This is a genomic window from Paenibacillus sp. PL91, assembly GCF_012935325.2.
Classification (GTDB): domain Bacteria; phylum Bacillota; class Bacilli; order Paenibacillales; family Paenibacillaceae; genus Pristimantibacillus.
The window spans coordinates 558058-580505 of record NZ_JABBYG020000003.1 but is presented as its reverse complement, the minus strand read 5'-3'; the positions used below and the strand labels follow the sequence as shown (position 1 = coordinate 580505).

The window sequence follows — 22448 nt, the reverse complement described above, 5'->3', positions numbered from 1 at the left end:
TTCGCCAAACGAGCTGCTTTTGCAGAAATAAGTCTAGAAACTAGACCTATTACCATGCACGCACACCCATCAAGCCTACCTGGGCATCAGACTGAGAGAAATAGATCTAGAAACTAGATCTATTTTCACCAAACGAGCTGCTTTTGCAGAAATAAGTCTAGAAACTAGACTTATTGCGGTGCGTAAACTCCCATCAAGCCTAGCTGGGCATCATTCTGCGAGAAATAGATCTAGAAACTAGATCTATTTTCGCCAAACGAGCTGCTTTTGCAGAAATAAGTCTAGAAACTAGACTTATTACCATGCACGCACACCCATCAAGCCTACCGGGGCATCAGTCTACGAGAAATAGATCTAAAAACTAGATCTATTTTCGCTAAACGAGCTGCTTCAGCAGAAATAAGTCTAGAAAATAGACCTATTCCTGCTCGCTTCCACCCATAAAGCCCATCTGGGCATCAGTCTGCGAGAAATAGATCTAGAAACTAGATCTATTTTCACCAAACGAGCTGTTTTTGCAGAAATAAGTCTAGAAACTAGACTTATTACCATGCACGCACACCCATCAAGCCTACCTGGGCATCAGTCTGCGAGAATTAGATCTAAAAACTAGATCTGTTTTCGCCAAACGAGCTGCTTTTGCAGAAATTAGTCTAGAAACTAGACTTATTACCATGCACGCACACCCATCAAGCCTACCTGGGCATCAGTCTGCGAAAAATAGATCTAAAAACTAGATCTATTTTCACCAAAAGAGCTGCTTTTGCAGAAATAAGTCTAGAAACTAGACCTATTACGGTGCGCGCTCTCCCATCAAGCCTAGTTGGGCATCAGTCTGCGAGAAATAGATCTAGAAACTAGACCTATTTTCGCCAAACGAGCTGCTTTTGCAGAAATAAGTCTAGAAACTAGGCTTATTACTATAGACGCTCTCCCATCAAGCCTATCTGGGCATCAGTCTACGACTATTCCGGCTCGTTCCTCCACCAGCCTTGCTAAAGAGAAGAATGGTGCTACAATGCCCACCATTTGAGGTAGAGGTATGGATCAATGGCTTGATAAGCCGGCGTCCGTTTGTAGATGCCAAAGTGAAGGTGGGTAACGAATTTGCCCTCCGTTCCTACGGGGCCGTAGCCGCTGCTGCCTACATAACCTATTAGTTGGCCAGCCTTTACTTTGGTGCCTTCCTTGATGCCAGCTGCATATTTGGATAAGTGCGCGTAATAAAATTCGGTATTGTCATCGACACGTATCGTAACCCGCCAGCCGCCTAGGTCATTCCAGCCCGCTTTCACAATCGTACCGGCCATGGCGCTGTAAACAGCTGTTCCTTTGGCAGCCATGATGTCAACGCCTTCATGGGAGCGCACCTCAGGCCCATCACCCGACCAAAAGCGAGCGTCGGCATAGCTGTTCGAGAATGGCGTATAGGTTCCTTTCGCGAGCGGGAATACACCATTCAAGTATTGGGCTGGCTTTTTGGGAATTCGAATGCTGAGCCCCGCCCAAATGTTGTTCGGGTTCATCTTCGGGTTGGCCGCAAGCAGCTTATCAAGGGGAACATTGTGCCGCTGCGCGATCTTCCACATCAAATCGTTCGGAAGAACGCTAGCGGCCGTAAATTCTCGCGGGTCAGGCACGATGAGCTTTTGGCCAATTACTAAAGAATTTGAGTGAAGTCCGTTCAATTTTTTAATTTGTTCAGCGCTCGTACTGTACTTCGTGCCGATCAACCATAGCGTATCGTTCTTTTGTACGGTGTAGGATGCGGCTGAGCCAATTCCAGGTGTAACGGTTAAGAGGGCTATCAAAGCAGTGCTGCAAACAAGCTGTCTCATTCTCTTATTCATGCAGTTTCGTCCTCTCTATGTAGAAAATGTGTCCACCTTTACCATTTTAATAGCGTAAGCGCTTTATATTTAGCGGTAAATATTGGGTGCCTGCGGCTGAACGAAATCTGTCAGTCGCCACTAATATATTCATATCTTTATACATCATATTAAAATTGTGTAATTAAACTAGCATTCGCAATGCACTATAATGTGAATATAATGAATTTTATAGTGATGAGGTGCTTGCGTTTATGAGAAAAAAATTAATCTACACACCGCCGGCCAACGGCTATCCGGAGTGGAACAATAACCCCGAGATCTATCAATTGAATCGTATGGAAGCGCATTCTTCGCTTATGGCCTTCGATACCGTCGAGGAGGCATGGGAGGGCAGCCATAACAAGTCTTCCAATTATTTATCGCTGAATGGAAAGTGGAAGTTTGCTTTTGCAGCGAATGCGGAATCCCGTATTGCAAACTTCTATGAAACGGATTTTGACCATAGCGAGTGGGACAGCATTGCGGTGCCTGCGCATTGGCAGCTGCAAGGCTATGATTACCCGCAGTATACGAATGTAAAATATCCTTGGGATGGCAATGAGGACATTAAGCCGCCTTTTGCACCGACAGCGTACAATCCGGTTGGCTCATACGCCCGCACCTTTACAGTGCCTGCGAATTGGGAAGGAAATCCCGTATTTATCAGCTTTCAAGGCGTAGAATCAGCTTTTTATGTATGGCTGAACGGCGAACTTGTCGGCTTCAGCCAAGATACGTTTACGCCTTCCGAGTTTGATCTGACACCTTACCTCGTCCCTGGCGAGAACAAGCTGGCTGTAGAAGTCTATCGCTGGAGCGATGCAAGCTGGCTCGAGGATCAGGATTTTTGGCGTATGAGCGGGATATTTCGGGATGTCTATTTGTACACGACTCCTGAGGCGCATATTTACGACTTTTTCGTCCAAACAGAGCTTGATGAGCAGTACCGCGATGCGGAGCTGATCATAGATGCGAAGCTGCTGAACTATTTCGTTAAACCGCTGGGCGACATGACGGTGGAAGCGGCCTTGTACGACGCGAATCGAGCTGCTGTGTTCGAAACGCCGCTTGCGATCCAGACGCGGATCGAAGGTGAGGGAATGACAGCCGTTCAGCTGCGCGGAGCTGTGCAAAACCCGCATAAATGGAGCGCCGAAGAGCCGAATTTGTATACGCTGATCCTAAGCTTAAAGGCGGAGGATGGTAAGCTGCTGGAAGCGATTAGCTGCAAGGTTGGCTTCCGCAAATTCGAGATCAAGGATGGCTTGATGCAAATTAACGGCAGGCGCATCATGTTCAAAGGGGTTAATCGCCATGAGTTCTCCTGCGACACGGGAAGGGCGATCAGCGAAGTGGATATGCGCAAGGATGTTGAACTGATGAAGCAATATAACATCAATGCCGTCCGCACCTCGCATTATCCAAATCATCCGCTTTGGTACAAGCTGTGTGACGAGTACGGTCTATACGTTATCGATGAAACGAATTTGGAGACGCATGGCGCGTGGTCCTACGGACAGAAGGAGCTTGGCGAAACGGTGCCGGGCAGCCGGCCGGAATGGACAGGCGCGGTGCTCGATCGCTGCAATTCGATGTTCCAGCGGGACAAGAATCATTCATCAATCGTCATCTGGTCGCTTGGCAACGAATCGTTTGGCGGCGACAATTTTATAAAAATGCATCAGTTTTTGCGCGAAGCAGATCCGTCGCGTATCGTGCATTATGAGGGCATCTTCCACTACCGCGAATCGGACGCTGCATCAGACATCGAAAGCCATATGTATACGAGCCCGCAGGGCGTGGAGCAGTATGCCCGCCAAAATCCGCAAAAGCCGTTTATTCTTTGCGAATACAGCCATGCAATGGGCAATTCATGCGGAGGCCTGCATGTATATTGGGAGGTTTTCGAGAAGTATCCAATTCTGCAAGGCGGCTTCATCTGGGATTGGATCGATCAAGCGATTCGGATAAAGGACGCTGACGGCACCTCGAAAATGATGTACGGCGGAGACTTCGGCGAATCGCCGCATGACGGCAACTTTTGCGGAAATGGCATTATTTTTGCAGACCGCACGGTGTCGCCTAAGCTTCAAGAGGTGAAGAAGGTTTATCAGAACGCGAAGTTTGAAGCGGTAGATTTGAAGACCGGAGAAGTGAAGGTGACGAACCGTCATTTATTCAGCGCATTAGATCGTTTTACGCTTGCCTGGCAGGTTGCGGTAGATGGCATTGCGGTACAATCAGGCACGGTGGAGGCGGCAGCGGCGCCGGAAACAGAGGAAGCGCTGAACATACCTTATACGCTGCCTGAGCTTTCAAGCACACGTCAGGAGGCTGTTCTAACGGTACAGCTTCTACTGAAGGATAAGACGCTATGGGCTGAAGCGGGGCATGAAATGGCATTTGAGCAATTTGTGCTGCCTGCACTTGTTGCGCCATTCATCGGCCGCGCGGCGGCTAAGCCTGAAATTAACGTTGAAGAATTGGCAAGAAAGCTGCAAGTAAGCGGAGATAGCTTCACGGCTCAATTTGACCTGACTAACGGCAGCCTTGCTTCCTATACTTGGCTTGGCACAGAACGGTTATTGCAAGGGCTCGCGCCGAACTTCTGGCGTGCATACACGGATAATGATCGTGGCAATCAGCAGCATGTGCGCTGTGCGACATGGCGGGAAGCGGGAGCAGAACGCGTTTTGCGTGCGTTGACCTGGGAGATTGAGGCGAGCAGTGTAACCGTTCGCGCGCAATATAGTTTGCCAACTACCGCCACTTCCTTGCTTTCCATTATTTATATCGTAAGCGGCGATGGAGAGGTTAACGTCTATGAGGAGCTGCAGCCAGGCGCGGGCTTGCCGGAAATTCCTGAGGTAGGCATCCTATTCCAAATGCCGGTGCAATACGATCAAGTCAGCTGGTACGGCAAGGGGCCGGACGAGACGTATTGGGATCGCCAAACCGGCGGAAAGCTTGGGCGATATGCCGGCAAGGTTCAAGATCAAATGGTTTCCTATATTAGACCGCAGGAATGCGGCAACAAAATGGATGTTCGCCATGCAGCGGTGACGAATGCGCAGGGCGAAGGGCTCGTGCTGAAGGGCGCTCCGCACTTTGAGCTGAACGTATTGCCTTATACGCCGTCCGAGCTGGAGGCGCATGATCATATTCATCTGCTGCCGATTAGCGACAAAACGGTCGTTCGCGTCAACCATAAGCAGACAGGCGTTGGCGGAAATGATAGCTGGGGTCAGCGTCCGGAGAAGGAATATATTTTATATGCGAACCAAGTGTATACGCATCGCTTTTCGCTGCAAGGCATCTAACTAAAAAAAGAGGCTGGTCTACCGTCAGTTGACGGTCGGCTGGCCTCTCTTTATTTGATGTAGATGCCTCCAAATGGCAGCACCTCGCGCAAAATTCTTTTGATAAATCCGCCGTTTTGCAGCTGTTCCTCCAGCTCGGCATCGCGAGAGCCCGTTTGAATAAGCACGGGGCCGCTGCCGCGAATTTCCCACTGCACATTCATATGCTGGCTTGCGAGCTTATTGCCATAGACAGAGAGCTGTATGGAGGCATGCTCTGGGTATGCAACAAGCGCTCCCGTCTCCACGTAAAGAGGGCAGTCCGGCTGCAGCTGAATCGACCTGACGTCCCCGGCTGTTATGATGCCGAGCATGCCTGGACCGGAGAAGCGCATACGGACAAATTCTTTCGTGATCCACGCGTTTTTGAGCTTCTGAATGACGGATTTCAGCTGCATGCCGTCTGAGAAAAAGATGACATGGCGAAAATCGAACAGCAAATCGCTTTTCTCTTCGATCTTTATCGTTTCAAGCGAGCAGCCGGCAGGCAATCCGATAATGAACTCGGAGGGGCCGGATAGGAGAGAGCGAATCCAACGTTTTTTGCGATACATCCCGGCAAAATCCATAAAGCGATCCTCCCGATTGTTAGGCTCGCCTTGATAAGCAATTATAGATTTTGGATGGAGCACATGGAGCTTGTCCGCACCTTCAAGGCTGACCTGCACATGTCCGGTTTGGGCGGGGACGGTTATGTTCATCCGCTAATTCCCCTTCCGCGGGTGCTGCGATGCTTGCGCCATGCTACATACCGCCAGACGCGTATCGCTACGATATAAGCAATGAATACGGCAACAATAATAATGACGGTATTGATCAGCTTGCTGACCAAGGATGAACGTTCCTGCTTCATCCGCTCCATCTCTGCCTGCATGCTCGCATTTTGCGCGATTAGCTGTTCATTTTGCTCCAGCAGTTCTTTCTGCTTTTGGGCATATTCAGCTGCAACTCTAGCAGACTCCTCAAGCTGCTGCTGATGACCTGCAATAGCTTCCTGCGCTTCGATATATTTTTGCTCAAGCTCTTCTATTTTCTTAGGTGTATTGTAAATGTCGTTGATTCGATCAAAGAAGCCGGCGTGCGCGGCAGGCTGCGGAATAGCGATGAGAATAAAGGATAAGAAGCATAAAAGCACGAGTGATTTGCATAATGGCTGTCGCATCATATTCTCCCTTCAGTTTTCGACATCAGAGGGGCTGATGCTTATATTTTACAGTCTTTTTCGACAATAGTCACTCTTGTCCTGTATTTGGCTCTGATTATATAACATCGAAAAAAAAGGACAGCAGCGAATTCGCTGCTATCCTTTCAGCATTTCCTATTTTCTAACGTATAAGCGGCTCGTTTCTTCCCATATGCCGCCCGGCTCGAGCGACACAAGCCCGATTTGCTCGGCTGGCAGGTTGACGTTAGGCGCATTGACAAGATTTAGCTGCGGCTCCGGACAGAAGAAGCCCGGCGTTGCGTTGTTGTTCCAGATCATCCACTGCTTGTAGGCTGTTCCGACATCGTAAACGAGCGTTACGCCGCTGCGTGTATCGGTAAGCTCCATCGTGTTGCGGCCGCTTTGCGGCTCAGTTGTGTAATGGTTGTCCATCGACTCCCAGAAAGGCGAGATGCCTGTCGTCTTCATTTCTTCTTCTTTCGCTGAAAGCGGTTGGTAGTTGCCAGTCGGAAGCATACGCTCATTAAGCTCCCAGCGCTTGCCGGTCGTTAGGGTGAAGCGATAATCATCGGCTGTGCTGCCTGGATCGAACGGCGCATTGATTGCCGTGTGGAAAGCGAGCAGGCAAGGCATCGCATCCGTTCCTTCATTATGTACCGATACATGCTGCAGAAGTCCCGTGTCGTTCAACGAATAGCGAAGCTTCAAGGTGAAGCGATGAGGCAAATACGTATAAATCGGGTGATTTTCATCGATGGAAATTTTGAGCGACACGTAGCTTTCCGTTTTGTTTGTGCCAAAATCCTCTACGCTCCATGCAGCGGTATGGAAAAAGCCGTGCAGGTGGTTGCCGGTTTTCGCTTCGTTGACAGGAAAGGTATAGGTTCTGCCGTTCCAAGTAAAGGTGCCATCCTCATAGCGGTTAGGAGGGAACAGAACAGGAATGCCATGAATGCCCGGGTTTGCTCTGAAGCTGTCCATTTCCTCTAATGAAGGCTCACGCAAAAAGGTATAGTTGTTTTCTTTATCGCGAAATGCGATGAGATTTGCTCCAACTGCCGGCAATACGGCCGCTTCATAAGCGCCCCATTGCAGCCAAACGGCTTGCTCGTCATGAAATAATTGCTCGAATGCTTGTCCTTGCGTAGACATGAAAATCCTCCTAAAAATGTTTTTGAAGAAAAAACGTATTCGTCGCAGCATTGGCATAAAATATTTATTCAAACTAAGAATAGCAGGACGCGGACAAACAAACAACCGCCATATTTCCCAAGATGCGGGAATATGGCGGTTGTTTGTGTGCTACAGCATAATGCGCAAATCGTTGCTCGAAGCGCGCTGCGAGAACAGCTGCTGAATGACAAATTGCTTGCGGCGGTTCACCGATACCTGCTTCGAATCGGCGATCTCGGAATCGAAGTGGATAGTGCCGCCTTCGATCGTCTTGATTTTGCCGATATTAATGTAGCAATTGGAATTCACCGGATAGAAGCTGCTCTGGTGAGTTAACTGGTCAATCTGCTCGGCAGTCATTCTCTTCTTTATATTATAGTTTCTGCCATGGAAGCTTACGAGCCCTTGCATGCCAAGCTTGAAGTAAAGCACATCCGATTCAAGCTCGAAATCCTCATAGACATTCCGTTCGCTCAGTACTTCATTCATCATCTCAATTTCCCCCTTTAGAAATGTGAACCACTGATTGTTAGCGCTTACATTGTAACATGTTACAATAAGATTTGTGAAGTCTTTTATAAAAAAAAGACATTGTTTGCTGAAGCGGCATGTGCTATGGTCACTGTAATGCCAAAAAGACAGAGAGGTTGGGTGCAAATGAGTAATCAAAATGGACAACCGACATCAAGCGGGATCCTTTATATCGGGTCGTATGGAACCGCGGAAGAGCCAACAATTCACGTATGCAGGTTCAATAGCAAGACAGGCGAGCTGGACGTCTTGCAGCGTGTTAGCGGCCTGGAGAATGCTTCATACATAACGCTGCATCCTGGCGGAGATCGTTTGTATGCGGCAAGCGAGACAGAAGCAACGGGCGATGATAGCGGCGGATCGGTTGCCGCATTCGAGATTGATGAAGCTACGGGCTTGCTGAGCATAACGGGCAACCGCTTTCTAACGCATGGCGCTCACCCTTGCTATATAAGCACGGATGAGGAAGGAAAAGCGCTGTTCGCTGCCAATTATACGGGCGGTAACGTTGCCTTATTGCCGATCGCGGCAAGCGGCGAGCTGGAGAGTGCTGCGTCCATTCAGCAGCATACCGGCGAGCTTGGGCCAAACGCAGCAAGACAGGATGCTCCGCACGCGCATTGCATCGTGCCGCTTGAAGGTTCTCCCTTCGTATGCGCGGTTGATTTAGGGATCGATGCTGTCGTTATTTATCGTTATGACAATGAGCGGCGCTCGCTTACCCACCATGGGATCAGCAAGGTTCATCGCGGCGCTGGACCGCGTCATCTGATTTTCCACCCGGCATTGCAGGCAGGTTATGTAATGAATGAGCTGGACTCCACCATTACGCTGCTTAAGGTTGATAAAGAGTGCGGCGTCATAAAGGCAGGCCAAACGATTTCTGCGCTGCCGTCTGGCTTTGATGGCTATAACGATGCTGCGGACATTCATTTGGGCGTGTCGGGTCGTTATTTGTACAGCACCAACCGCGGGCATAACAGCATTGCCGCATTTGCGGTTGATCAAGGCAGCGGGGAGCTCACGCTGATCCAGCATATCGATTGCGGAGGCGACTCGCCGCGCAATTTTGCGATTTCGCCGGATGGCGGCCATTTGCTAGTCGCACATCAGAAGACGGGCAATGTTGCCGTATTTAATGTTGATGAGGAGAGCGGTCTGCTGACGAAAACCGATTCTTCCTTACAATTAAGAAGTCCGGTATGTATTAAATTTTCAAAATCATAAGCCATCACTTCGACAGGGCAACGGAAATAAGTTGTTTCATTAGGAAAGGCAGGTCCTATTATTATGTCAGCGCCACTTGCGACGACAGGCACAAATAAAACGGCAATAAAATCAGCTACCGTATATGCCATATTAATATGCATCAGTTCGGTGCATCTCATGAATGACATGATGCAATCGGTCGTGTCTGCGTTGTTTCCGGTTCTGGAACAATCGCTGAATCTTAGTTTGGCGCAGATCGGCTGGATCGCTTTTACGCTCAATATGACCTCATCGGTCATGCAGCCCGTAGTCGGCTTGATTTCGGACAAAAGGCCTGCGCCTTGGATGCTCCCGGTCGGGATGTTCTCCAGCATGCTGGGGATGATAGGCCTGGCTTTTGCCCCGAATTTCTACATGGTGCTGCTTGCTGTCGTGTTCGTAGGACTCGGCTCGGCGGTATTTCATCCGGAGGGCTCGCGCGTCGTGCATTTGGCTGCAGGCAACCGGCGAGCGTTCTCCCAATCGATCTATCAGGTTGGCGGCAACTTCGGCCATATGCTTGGACCCCTGATGACAATGCTGATCTTTTTGCCATTTGGGCAGAAGGGTGCGATTTGGGGCACTTTGCTCGCTGCTACCGCCATTATTATTTTAATGAAGGTAGTTCCTTGGTATAAGACGCAGCTAGCCGTACATGCTGGGAAAATGCAGCAGCGAAAGGCTGCGGGCAAAGTGAAGGCGGCTCTTGCGCCCAAGGTCGTTGCGTTTGCGCTCGCTATCTTGTTTGCGATCGTTTTTGCCCGTTCATGGTATGCTGCCGCTATCGGAAACTTTTATCAGTTTTACGTGGTAGAGACGTATCACTTGACGATTAAGCAGGCGCAGGTTCCTCTGTTTTTATTTTTGGCAGCCGGCGTGGCAGGGACTTTCTTAGGGGGCATACTGGCGGATCGGATCGGACGCAAAAAAATGATGCTGATCTCGATTCTTGGCGCAGCGCCGTTCGCGCTGCTCCTTCCGCATTTGCCGCTGGCATGGGTGTATCCGTTAATCGTCGTGCTGGGCTTTATTTTGCAATCCGGCTTTTCGGTCAGCGTCGTATATGCGCAGGAGCTTATGCCTGGCAAGGTTGGCACCGCTTCGGGCCTTATCACGGGACTTGCTTTCGGTATGGGCGGACTTGGCGCAGTAGTTCTCGGCTATTTGGCGGATTCGCGCTCGCTCAGCTTTATTATGTTAGCCTGCAGCGCTTTGCCGCTGATAGGGCTGTTAGCGATTATGCTGCCTAAGGACAGAAAAGAAACTCCATAATGTAGATCGAAATGAATAACAGCTGCTTGAAGGAGTGATCCTTAAGGCGGCTGTTTTTTATATTCAAACGAAGGTATTGAAAAAAACCAAACAAAATTATATAATGTCTATAAAATAACTAAACATAATTAAGAGGTGTTTGCATAAATGGACCAAGAGGAACGGTTTTGGGTATCGACAATAGAAGAGCTGAAGCAGGGGTATGTGTTTGAGGAAGCGGAAGGGGCTTATTATTGCCTCATTTGCGGTGACCGCTTCGAGGATGGCGAAATTTTTCATGATGCACAAGCTGGACGCTGGTACGAGGCACGCAAATATGCAGCGCTTCATGTGGAGCAGGAGCATGGCTCCATGCTTGATTATTTGCTTGAGCTGGACAAGAAACAAACGGGTTTAACCGATTTGCAAAAAGAGCTCATCCGCGGGTTTGCCGATCATTTGTCTGATACCGAGATGATGGGCCGTACGGGGGCGGGCAGCGCCTCAACGATTCGAAACCATCGCTTCGTGCTGAAGGAGAAGGCGAAGCAGGCGAAGCTGCTGCTCGCCATTATGGAAATGATGGAGGAAGGCGCCGTCGCGGCGCCGCGCTTCGTGCCTGTGCATCGTACGGCGAGGCAGGTAGATGAGCGGTATGCAATTACCGAGGAGGAATATGCCGAGCTATTGAAGCAATATTTGCCGAATGGACCGGATGGACCGCTGGAATCATTTCCGCGCAAGGAGAAGCGCAAAGTCGCGCTGCTGCGCCATATTGCTTCTTATTTCGAGAGAGGGGTCCGTTATACGGAGAAGGAAGTGAATGCGCGGCTCAGCGCCTTCTGGGAAGAGGATTACGTGACGCTTCGCCGCTACTTGATTGAATATGGTTACTTGGACCGCAAGGACGATGGCAGCACTTATTGGATCAAGGGCGCAGGCGGAGAGCAGCAAGAAATAGGAGAGCAGCAGGAGCAAGCGGCACCGAAGGCAGCCTTGGCGGGCAAGAAAGCGAAAGCCGGGAAGAAGAAGGCAGCGAAGGAAGAGCAGAAGCTAGAGGAATTACGGGAGAGTGGACCGAAAATGGATAAGGCAAAGCGCAAGCAATTGACAGCGGATTATCAGGAACGCGAACGGATGATGGGTGTTTTCCAAATAAAAAATAATGCCAATGGCAAAATATATGTTGGAGGCTCGACCAATTTAGACGCGCTATGGGGAAAAGAGCAATTTATTCTTAATATGGATACACATCCGAATCGTGAGCTTCAGAAGGAATGGAAACAATTTGGCGGCGAAAATTTTTCTTTTCTCATACTAGAGACCGTTAAACTTGATCAAAAGATTCGTTATGATTATAAAGACGTTTTGGACCCAGTAGGCCGTCAGCCCGTTGATTTGGTTCGTCAATATAATCGGGAAGTGGGAGATTTGAAGGAGCAGTGGGTAGAGAAGCTGCGGCCCTTCGGGGAAAAAGGCTACCATGGCCTTGCCGATAAAGGCAACGGCTAAAGAAACATTTTTTGATGAGGGAGAGTGTTGGTTAGAATGTCTGGTAAAGAAGTATCAGGAGCGGGAGATAGCTTGTTCCGCAACAAGTTTTTTCAAACGATTTTGCTGTCAAATGTATTGCTGCAAATCGGGATTTGGGTACGCAACTTTGCGATTTTGATGTATGTAACAGATAAGACGAACGAAGATCCGTTCGCCATTAGTTTGATGGGGTTTGTGGAGTTTTTGCCGATATTCGTATTCTCGTTTATAGGCGGAACGTTTGCTGATCGGTGGAAACCGCGTTTAACGATGATTTGGTGTGATTTCTTATCCGCCTTATCCGTATTTATCGTGCTGATTACGCTTCTATACGGATCATGGCATATGGTTTATTTTGCTACATTCGTGTCAGCGATATTATCCCAGTTCTCGCAGCCATCGGCCATGAAGCTGTTTAAACAACATGTTCCGGCGGAGCAGCTGCAATCTGCAATGGCGATGTTCCAATCACTTATGGCGATCTTTATGGTCCTTGGGCCGTCGCTCGGCGTAATGTCGTATCAAAAATTCGGCATTGAAATTTCGATCGGCGTTATGGGCGTAGCTTTTCTATTATCGGCTGTCGTCTTGTTCCGTATTCCTCGCGACCGTGAGGTAGATAAAACGGAAGTAGCTTCAAAACGACAATTTTGGCAGGAGCTAAAAGCTGGCTTCGACTATGTTTGGCGCAGTCCGGTATTGAAGGCGCTGGGCGGAACGTTCGCGCTGGCTGGGACGGCGGTCGGCATTGCTCAAACGCTTGGCTTATTTATCGTGCTTGAGCGGCTGGGTCAGCCGAAAGAATTTTTGCAATATATGCTGATGGTCAACGGAATTGCGATGCTAGTAGGAGGCGGAGCGGTTATGGTTGTAGCTAAAAAGATTGCGCCGCAAAAGCTGCTTGCACTTGGCCTTGTCATAAGCTCGCTGTGCATGATCGGCACTGGCTTATCGACAAGCGTTCCCATTACGCTGGTGCTGCAATTTATTAGCGGACTAGGCTTCCCGATGATTCAAATCGGTATTAGCACGATGATTTTGCAGTGGTCAGAGGAGTCCTATACAGGCCGAGTGAACGGTGTACTTACCCCGATGTTTATGGGAATGATGGTCATTATGACGCTCGCTGCCGGACAGCTCAAGCTGGTGTTCCCGTTAGTCGGCATTTATGTCGTCGCAGGCTCGATTATGTTCTTGGGCATGCTGCTGTTGATCCCATTGTTCAAGCATAAGCCGCTTGTCGCTCAATCCACCAATTAGCCTATTGGAGGATATTGACAGATTCTGTCGCGTGAAGTAACATCTATTTTAATGAATATGACGTATAGCGAAGCACGCTTACACCCTCGGTTGAGGGCGGGGCGTGCTTTTTTTGTGCTGCACCGGTAGTGTCTCTGGGAGAGGGGCCTGCTGAGGGAGAAAGAAGCGACGTTGTCGAAAAATGACAAAAGCTGGTGATGAAAGGGAGGACAAAAGAAGGAAAACAGGATAGGCGGAAAGAATTGGTAAGTTGTGCTGTAAAAAAATGTGTATTTTAAAGGTTGTTCACAATATAAACGGGAGTGGTTGAATATGCAAAAAATAGGTCGACTAGTAGTAACGATAACATTATTGGTGGCAATGCTGATGGGCGTGCAGGCAGCAGCTGCGGCTGCGGCGGTTTTTACCGATACGAAGACCCATTGGGCGAAAAAAGAGATTGATACAGCAGTTGCTCAGGGCTGGATCAATGGTTATGATGCCAAAACCTTTAAACCAGATGCTAACATAACGCGGGCAGAATTTTTAAAGTCGCTTGTTGCCGCATTGAAAATCAAAGCAGAAGATACTGATACGCCATTTACGGATGATGCTGGCTGGTTTCGTTCTTATATCGCTGCTGGATTGAAGCAATCGATTATTAAGGTTGGCGATTATAAGGAGAATACATTTGAGCCTAATCTACCGATTACGCGTGAAGAGATTGCCCGCATGACGATCCGTGCGCTTGGCAAGGATTTGGAGGGCGTGAAGTCGGGTTATTTGGCGGTGGCTAAGAAGCTGGAAATTATGAAGGGCTATCCGGATGGAACGATGGGCGGGGAAAAGAATGCTACCCGGGCGGAGGCTGTGGTGATGATTGCGAATACGTTGACTGCGAAGAATGGGAAGCCGGTAGCTTATCCGAAAACAAGAGAAGAACTGAATACGATGATTCAATCTCTACCGAGTTTCAAAGGGACGACTACTAATGGTAGTGGTGGCATTTTATTAATAAACGCTAAAGGATCAGACAATTTTTTTGACAATACTCTTGCGATCGAATACGTAATTGAATTAAAAAAGACTTCTATTATCATTTCTGAATCAAGCGCAGAAAATCAGAGCGTTGTTAAAGAATTACTAAAGTACTATTATCCAAAATCTTATGAAAAAGCTTATTCAAGCTATATTAAGGTCAATGGTTTAGATTCAAGTAATGCTAACAGCGTATTCGAAACAAAATATGATAATAGGACATTTAAAGTTTATAAGGGAAGTGATAATAAAACGGTTATGGTGCGGATCGGAGAGTGAACTCCTTGAATATGTCACTAAAACAAATTGCATTATTGATAATAGCTTTTATATTAATGCAAACATCAATACCATCTACTGCTTTTGCGGACGGCAAAAAAGATTGCCCCGTACCATCGTCTTATGATACAGACTCTCAAACTCTTATTGAGCAGTATAACTTACCAACCTCAATAACAACTGACAAAGGAAAAAAAATCTTAAATGGTAATTTCCTTTCTAATAGTTGTGAAATGGGCAGTAAATTAGTAGTTTATGGTTCTCCCTTGCAGGTGTCCGGAAATTTATTTGATGATGGACATTGGCGTTATCTTGGTTGGGATATAAATGGGAATCTTTATCGTAACTGGAAGTTCAGAAGCGATTCAAGAGCTACCCTAAATGTCGCAAAGAATTGGGTTAAAACACCATGGAATACAACGGTGGGAGAAAGTAAGCAAATCACTCCAACACCAATGTTAACTTCTCATCCCGATGCACGTAAATGGTTAGAATCGATTGTTGATCCTTACAGAGAATCCGCTACCTTTATTGAAAGTTATAACAAAAGAACTAATAAGGGATGGACAGGAGAAACCCTTAAAGAATATGTAATTATTCAACAGATGCCTACAGATTTTAGTCCCGGCGTGGTTCAAATGTGGAATATATGGCAGCCTGACGGCTCATGGTGGTATGAGATGTTTTATATTCCACCATTGGAACCTTTAATAATAAAAAAACAGACCGACCTACTAATTAAAACCCTAATTAGTCCAGCAGATGCGTGGGTGGGCGATTCTGTACCGATCAAAATAACGACAGAAAACAAAGGTACTGAAAGCAGCGGCGCTTTTACTGTAGGCATTGTGGGAACCAACATTAAATCAGAAGTTATATCAAACGTGCCTCCTGGTCAGGTTAAAACGGTAACAGTAAATGTATCCTCAACCACAAGCGGAATTAAGACCTTCACAGCTAAAACGGATTTCGGGGAAGCTGTTGCTGAATCAAATGAAACGAACAACACAAAAGATTTCAAAATCGCTTTTAACAAGAAAAACGAACGAACAGTTCCAAACGCAATCATAAGTCACCTACAGGGCGATCATCGAACCGAGCCCGAAATTACGATCAAACCATCGATCGATCCTAAGTTGGACGATAAGCTGTCCTATTCGCCCGGCAAAGAACCTATCACACTTTACGAGTGGAAATACAAGACACCAAACGGGAACACCATCAACAAAAAACCTGTAACAAAGGACTTTTATAATTTAGGCAAATACCTCGTTGAACTACGCGTGACCAACAGTAAAAACAAAGTGTCAGAATGGGCGAGATTAGTCGTAAATGTGTCAAACGCTCCAGCAACGCCGAAACCAAGCGCAACGCCAACTCCCAGCAGTACGCCTATAGCAACGCCAACCTCTCCCCCTTCACCAATCCCTAATCCGATGGATTTAGCTATACGATTTGTACCGGATACCATTATTGCGGGTGAAAAATCGTCATTACTAAATACATCCAGCGGATACGATACCTTTGAGTGGGACTTTTCGCCAGATCTTGAAGCAGTCCTTCCGAATAAGAGCAAACTTGAGTATGCAGATGTAACCTATAACACGGTGGGCGAGTATTCCGCCAAATTTATAGGAACCAATGACCGAGGATCAATGAGTACATCGGCTAGACTAACGGTAATTGATCCAAAGCCTGTAGCCATTGTCTCAGGGGTGACTCGTATCATTGAAGGTCGCCCATTTCCAGTTCCGTATCATCTTAATGATTCTTACACGCCACTCGAATTTCGTGGTGAAACGATTGATCATAGTAGATCGGAAAAAAGATACAAGCCTCTAGCTGGATCTAGTTATGTTTCCGGCTTCCCTACGGTGAATAATCTTGCATTAGGGGATTACATACTGGAAGGAAAGGTTTACGACACGACAGGCCGTTTTAGTGATTGGGCATCCCTGCCGTTGAGTGTTGTTCCCGATATGCCGCCAACCGTTCAGATCACGGCTCCAGAAGAATCCTATCGAAATAACGCATTCATGCTCTATGTTGAAGGGGAAAGTCCAGACGGAGATACCATCAATCACTTGCTGCTTGAGGAGCGATATGATTCGAACGGCAACGGAAATTTTGAGGAAGAGCCTTGGACGGCCCTTTACAATGGAGCCTATAAAACAACACATACCGTTACGTATACGTCTGTTGGCCAAAGACAATACCGTGCGACAGTTAAGGAGGATTACGGCAAGAAAGGTAGTTCGAATTTAGCGAAGTCGGACATTTTGAACTATGCACCCGAAGTCAATTTTAATGCATTCGGTATCACGGAGCAGCCGGGTCAAGGTGAGGATAGTTCACCGCCCATTACTTCATTTGCTCCGCAATCGATCCTGCGGTCATGGGTACTAAAGAATCCATATATAGGAGGAGATGCAGATAAAATAGCATGGCTTGCCGACTCTAACATTCGGACAAAGAATGCTGTTCAAGCAAACTTTAATATAAAATATCCTAATACAGGTGCGGGAAATAACTCTCGAAACATTACGTCTTACGCTTCTGATCTGGTAGCAAGAACGAATTGGGGACTATTTGGAGGAGGTTCTGGAAGAAACTATATAACTCCCATTGTGTTTGATGGTAAGCGAATCTATTCTTACGCTAGAGGGCTTAATACGCAAACTGATTTGTACACGTATAACCAACATGATTCAAAAACAGGACAAGTTCTATCTACTTTTAACTTTATAGAGCCTACTCCAGGGATGTACTATAACAGTATTGTAGAAATTAAAAAGGATGAAAGGGTTCATATCGTTTGGTTTGAGAATAATCTAGTCAGGACGAGAATCATAAATCCGCAAGGAGCTGTCGTCCAAGAAGACAGTTTCCCTATAGATTCTGACGGTAGAACTTATAAACCTGTTCTATACGAACTGACTCCAGATTTAAAAAGCGTTATTATTGGCGTTGAGTTTATCGATATGACCAATCGCCTAGTAGAAACGAAGTATTACAAGTTTTCACTAGAGAGTAGACAATTGATATGGGCGACGAGCGGAAACGTAGTCCCGTTCAGATACGGGGTATATGATTATAACCGCTACCAAGCAACTTTTTCAGAGGACGGTACGGTTTATATTTCAGGACGGACCTTGACTAAAATTACATCTAACGGTACTAGACTTAATACAGGACTTACTAGCACGACTACTGCCTACAGTGGTTCTAGTCCTAAAACTTCTCCTGTATCTATGTCAAATGATGGACAGTACTTATACGTATTTACTTATGTAAGAAACACGGATTACCGTAATGTTTTAGAGATGAAGACTTATAACAGTTATGACTTATCTTTAATTAGATCGTCAGGACAGTCCTATAGCAATATGGTGAGGGACGATGATATGCCAAATCGGTTGCTTGTTATGAAAAACGATCAAGTACTTATAACAGGAAACAGAGCTGACGCTCTCGTTTTTCAAAAGGACGGAACGCAAATTTCGAGTCCTTTTGCTCCTACTGCTTTTAAAAATGCGGTAAGAGTATCCCAATTGCCGAATGGCGACTTATTTTCAATAAACAGACAATACGTTCCTAGTGGGACTGATAATCCTCATTCGATTTATAGCATATTCAATATAACTAAAAATGTAACGATAAGTGAAGGTCATCTTGTTGGGGGACAATACGGTAGCTTTGAAGAAGATTCTCCTATTTTACCCGATGGATCTATTTATGTTTTTCATACGACCGATGGCTCTAACATTGTAGCGCCTTTCGTTTCTGCATCAGGTAAAAGTGGAGTAAGTCCTATTGACCCTAATACAATAAGCATTTCCAGTGACGAGTGGGGCGGTTTATTCTACGACCAAAATGCAGTAAAGAAAAACTATGCGCTAGAGTTCAATGTAAGTGTGAATGACATAAAAAATGATAAGACAATCGGTACTGGATTCCAAATTCAAAATGAAAGAAATATGTTTACGGTAGAATGGGTGAATAATACGCTTTCTTTATATCGTGTAGTGAATGGAGCCAAAACTCTTTTACAGTCAACACCATTAGTACGTTCAGCATTCAATACGTACCCGATCAAAGTAGAATCAATAAACGGCATACAGCGCGTTTATGTGAATTACGCTAAACGGCTTGAGGTTGCTGATGGTACTTATGTAAAAGGATCGGCCGGCTTTATGGCACTCGGACAGTCAAACGCGACCTTCTCTAATTTGAAAATAACAAATTACGGCGATACGTACACCGAACAAACGTATGAAACAGTCCTTGTAAACGAACCTCTCATGTATGAGAAAATCTTCAATGATATCGATAAAGATGTAATGGGTGCGGAAGAGTGGAGCTATAGCCATAATCCAAACTTTTTCGAGAATCCCGATGCTCTAAGTGCGTATAATGGTCAATCTTTCCCAAGCACCATCAGTGCTTTAGATCGAGCAGGCTTGTACGAGATTACATTCCGTGGACAGGATGAACCTGGATTAGCCTCCTATCGCAAATGGTCAAAGCCGGTTAAAAAGATTATTTATGCCCATCGTAGACCGATAGCGCAGCCTGACGTCCGCTTTACAGGAAAAGTATTTGCAGAAGGCGAATCGCTTGATTATGAAACGTATGATAGTTCTTATGATCCTGACATCTCTCATGTTTTGTCGGACAAGCTCTTCCGCACACGCTGGGCCGATGAAAACACATGGACAACTGGTAAACGTGAATATTACAACCGTCCAGGTGTGGAGCTGATCGTACAAGAGCAAGTAAGAGACATACATGGAGCATGGTCATATTGGGGGGAGTACATCGTCTTAAAAGACAGTTTACCTCCTATAAACCAAACCAAGCCTGTCATGACCATTTCGTACCCTACAGGCGTAACGGCAGCAGCTCCAACCGTTCTGCTCAAAGAGCCAACGATTACATGGTCTTACTTTGATGCAGAGGGAGATCCGCAAGAGAGCTATCGTCTATCCATGACGTATGTAGACAATAATGAGACAGCTTTGTCCATCGAGCATGAGGGTAATGCGCTCAGTTACCCAATGCTAACCGAAACCATCACGCCTGGTCGCTTGGTTAAAGTACAAGGTCAAGTGTACTCTGCAGGCGTGTGGTCGAATTTAAGTAATGTAAGATACTTTATGTTAGACGCGCCTCCTACGACATATTTGCTCTCATATCATGCGCCAGATGGAGACGATCCGATCTATATCAATTCGAACCGACCACAGCTGCGCACATTTGTAGTTGATCCTGAGAATCATCCGATTACAGCGATAGATTACGAGGTGTTTCGAGCATCGAGCGGCACCTCTGTGGTGAACACAAACGCGGCCACGGCTGCGACTAGCTTTACAACGACAGCACTTGCGGAAGGGCTGCACTACTGGCGAGCAAGAGCAAATGACAGCTACATTTGGGGGCCTTACTCCCGTAATGGTTTCTTCTTTGTAGATACGGTTAAACCGGCAGATGTAGATGAACAGCTGCTCGTTGAACCGACCGCAGTAACGGTGCAATTCAATGCTTTTAGCGATGCAGCTCCATCCTCCGGGCATGCAACTCGAACCTTCTACTTACAAAAGGTTAATGCAGATGGCAGTGTCGCCAATATTGATCTAAATAATGATGGGACAAAAGAGTACAGCATCCCGCTAGCGCTTGACCGTCTATCCTACCGGGTAACGGGTTTAGATGCCGGACAACAATATCGTCTTACCGTTCTTGATTATGATGAAGCTGGCAATGAAGGACATTTCGCGTATATTCATTTTGTCACCAACCGTCCGCCTGCCGCAGATTTTGACTGGTCGCCGAAGCCGGTGTACGAGGGAGATTTGACCACGTTCTCTTCGAATGCGGCTGATCCGGACGGTAATACGCTTTCGATTGCTTATGAGCTGACGAGTCCTTTTGGGGCCCAAAGCAGCTATTCCTACACGGTGAATGGTCCAGCCTATCCGGCTAAAGGCCCTTCTCTAAAACTGACAACGGTTGGATCCTGGAGTATGAAAATTACGGTAAGCGACGGGATTGCCGATCCGGTCAGTATAACCAAGCTGGTACAGGTGCTGCCGCTTCATGTTGCAGGCTTTGTGAAGCATACGGTCCAATGGGATGAGCGACGGATTGACTATAATTTAGAAAAGACAGGCAAACCTGATTCTCCGCGCGGCTATTCGGTTTTTTGGGCTGGCGAGAAGTTTGTGCTAAAGGCGGATACGACGATGACAGGGACGGCGACGAAGGCGGAGCGGGTCCAAGTTAAGATGTCGAGCTATTTAGCAGCGCTAGATAAAAGCAATGCTGCGCAAACGAGCTGGAGCGGCGAGCTATGGGATCATGCTTTTGCAGAGCTCGAGCAAGGAAAATTACAGTTTGTATTTACAGCTTACTACTCGAATGGAACCATCAAGGAGTCAATTGCTGAAGTGTCGATTGAAGGGAGTACGCTGAATACCGTTGGCGTTCATCGTGTTCAATAAATAAGCAGGAGCTGCCCGATTTGTCTCAAGTCATCGGAGCAGCTCCTGCTTCATATTTAGCTTTTAATTTTTGTGAAAAACCTGCTGATGGCGTAATACGCAGCCCCACGGACAGCGGATTGATCTTGAAGCTCTGCGAAAAGAATGCGCATTCGCTCACGGTGATAAGGAAGCGTTCGCTGATCGACAGCTGCTTGTACGGCTGGTCCCAGCCATTCGGCAGCTCGGCTCATGCGGTTGCCGATGATAACGACATTCGGATTAAACACGTTGACGATATTCGCAATGCCCGCGCCCAAATAGTCGCCAATCGAGCGTATCAGCTCGATAACTCGCTCATCTCCAGCAGCCGCAGCGATAAGCAGCTCCTCCAAATTTTCGAAGCCCAGCGATGCTGCGCGCTCAAGCAAAGCATTCTCGGAAGCGTACAGCTCCCAGCAGCCGCGATTGCCGCAGCTGCACGGCTTGCCGTCATACTCAATCGAGAGATGGCCAAGCTCGCCGGAGAATCCGGAAGCTCCCTTGTACAGCTCCTTGCTCAAAATAATTCCCGTTCCAATCCCGATTCCGACGCTGACGTAGATTTGGTTCGGTATGCCGCGCCCTGCGCCGTATTTCTGTTCGCCCTGAGCTCCTGCATTTGCTTCATTGTCTATCGTTACCGGCAGCTTGAAGCGTTCTTCAAGCTGCGACTGCAGCTCCACCTGATGCCACTTTAAATTTGGAGCAAACAGAATCGTTCCGTTATCGTCGACTATGCCTGGTACGCCAACGCCGATGCCGACAACGCCATAAGGGCTCTCGGGCGCTTCATGGATAAGAAGCTCGATGCATGACTCTAGCTGCCCAATGACATGGTTGGCATCCTGCTGCTTCAGCTTGCTCTGATGCTCTGTAATCACATTGCCTTCCAAGTCGACTAGCATGCCACGAATATAGTTAACGCCGAGATCAATGCCGACAGCATAACCTGCGGTTCCATTGAATAACAGCATGACAGGCTTGCGTCCGCCGCTCGATAGTCCCGGCCCGTTTTCCAGAACAAGATGGTTGTCGATCAAATCTTGAACGAGACTGGACACCGTCGCCTTATTAAGGCCGGTCCGCTCGGATATTTGCGCTCGCGAGAGCGGCGCATGCTTCAGAACGGATTCAAGTACGATAGCCGTATTTATTTTTTTGATGAGCGCTAAATCTCCTGTTGGTTTTAATTTCATACTGAAAGCCTCCGTCCAAGTCACAATATTTATCATTGTAGCAC

General features: G+C 47.2%; 13 protein-coding genes. 7 read left to right on the top strand and 6 right to left on the bottom strand.

All coding sequences use genetic code 11. The features are described 5' to 3' along the window. Positions 1–1013: 1013 nt before the first annotated feature. Positions 1014–1850, bottom strand: a complete 837-nt coding sequence (locus tag HI950_RS11300; protein WP_169083544.1) for a M23 family metallopeptidase — start codon at positions 1848–1850, stop codon at positions 1014–1016. Between the two features lie 233 nt (positions 1851–2083). On the opposite strand from HI950_RS11300, the gene lacZ reads away from it, so the two are divergent. Next, positions 2084–5191, top strand: a complete 3108-nt coding sequence (gene lacZ / locus HI950_RS11295; protein ID WP_169083545.1) for a beta-galactosidase, LacZ type — start codon at positions 2084–2086, stop codon at positions 5189–5191. A gap of 50 nt (positions 5192–5241) precedes the next feature. Here the strand turns inward: lacZ and HI950_RS11290 are convergent, their stop codons facing one another. The 4 genes from HI950_RS11290 to HI950_RS11275 form a co-directional block, all read right to left on the bottom strand. Beyond that, the gene (locus HI950_RS11290) at positions 5242–5931 is read right to left on the bottom strand and encodes an AIM24 family protein (RefSeq protein ID WP_169083546.1); all 690 of its coding nucleotides are present in this window, start codon (positions 5929–5931) and stop codon (positions 5242–5244) included. Further along, on the bottom strand, positions 5928–6395 hold the full coding sequence (locus HI950_RS11285) for an SNARE domain-containing protein (protein ID WP_169083547.1): 468 nt from the start codon (positions 6393–6395) through the stop codon (positions 5928–5930). The genes HI950_RS11290 and HI950_RS11285 overlap by 4 nt, the downstream gene beginning before the upstream one ends. A gap of 153 nt (positions 6396–6548) precedes the next feature. Beyond that, entirely contained in the window at positions 6549–7547 is a 999-nt protein-coding gene (locus HI950_RS11280) for an aldose 1-epimerase (RefSeq protein ID WP_169083548.1), read from the bottom strand. 150 nt (positions 7548–7697) lie between these two features. After that, positions 7698–8060 carry a LytTR family transcriptional regulator DNA-binding domain-containing protein gene (locus HI950_RS11275; protein ID WP_169083549.1) on the bottom strand — a complete coding sequence of 121 codons (363 nt, stop codon included), beginning with the start codon at positions 8058–8060 and terminating at the stop codon, positions 7698–7700. 165 nt (positions 8061–8225) lie between these two features. Here HI950_RS11275 and HI950_RS11270 point away from each other — a divergent pair, with 165 nt between their 5' ends. The 6 genes from HI950_RS11270 (at position 8226) to HI950_RS11245 (ending at position 21187) form a co-directional block, all read left to right on the top strand. Beyond that, the gene (locus HI950_RS11270; RefSeq protein WP_169083550.1) at positions 8226–9326 is read left to right on the top strand and encodes a lactonase family protein; all 1101 of its coding nucleotides are present in this window, start codon (positions 8226–8228) and stop codon (positions 9324–9326) included. Positions 9327–9389: 63 nt separating this feature from the next. After that, a complete protein-coding gene (locus tag HI950_RS11265) occupies positions 9390–10619 on the top strand; it encodes an MFS transporter (RefSeq protein ID WP_169083551.1) in 1230 nt (409 codons plus the stop codon). 147 nt (positions 10620–10766) lie between these two features. After that, positions 10767–12110, top strand: a complete 1344-nt coding sequence (locus HI950_RS11260; protein WP_169083552.1) for a DUF2087 domain-containing protein — start codon at positions 10767–10769, stop codon at positions 12108–12110. Positions 12111–12146: 36 nt separating this feature from the next. Further along, entirely contained in the window at positions 12147–13391 is a 1245-nt protein-coding gene (locus tag HI950_RS11255; protein ID WP_169083553.1) for an MFS transporter, read from the top strand. A 312-nt stretch (positions 13392–13703) separates the two neighbouring features. Continuing rightward, positions 13704–14687 (top strand): S-layer homology domain-containing protein, encoded by a 984-nt coding sequence (locus tag HI950_RS11250; protein ID WP_169083554.1) that lies wholly within the window; start codon positions 13704–13706, stop codon positions 14685–14687. 11 nt (positions 14688–14698) lie between these two features. Continuing rightward, on the top strand, positions 14699–21187 hold the full coding sequence (locus tag HI950_RS11245) for an Athe_2463 domain-containing protein (RefSeq protein ID WP_223285223.1): 6489 nt from the start codon (positions 14699–14701) through the stop codon (positions 21185–21187). A 56-nt stretch (positions 21188–21243) separates the two neighbouring features. On the opposite strand, the gene HI950_RS11240 is transcribed toward HI950_RS11245, so the two are convergent. After that, positions 21244–22404, bottom strand: coding sequence for an ROK family transcriptional regulator (locus HI950_RS11240; RefSeq protein WP_169083556.1), 1161 nt, complete (start codon positions 22402–22404; stop codon positions 21244–21246). Between the last annotated feature and the right edge of the window lie 44 nt (positions 22405–22448).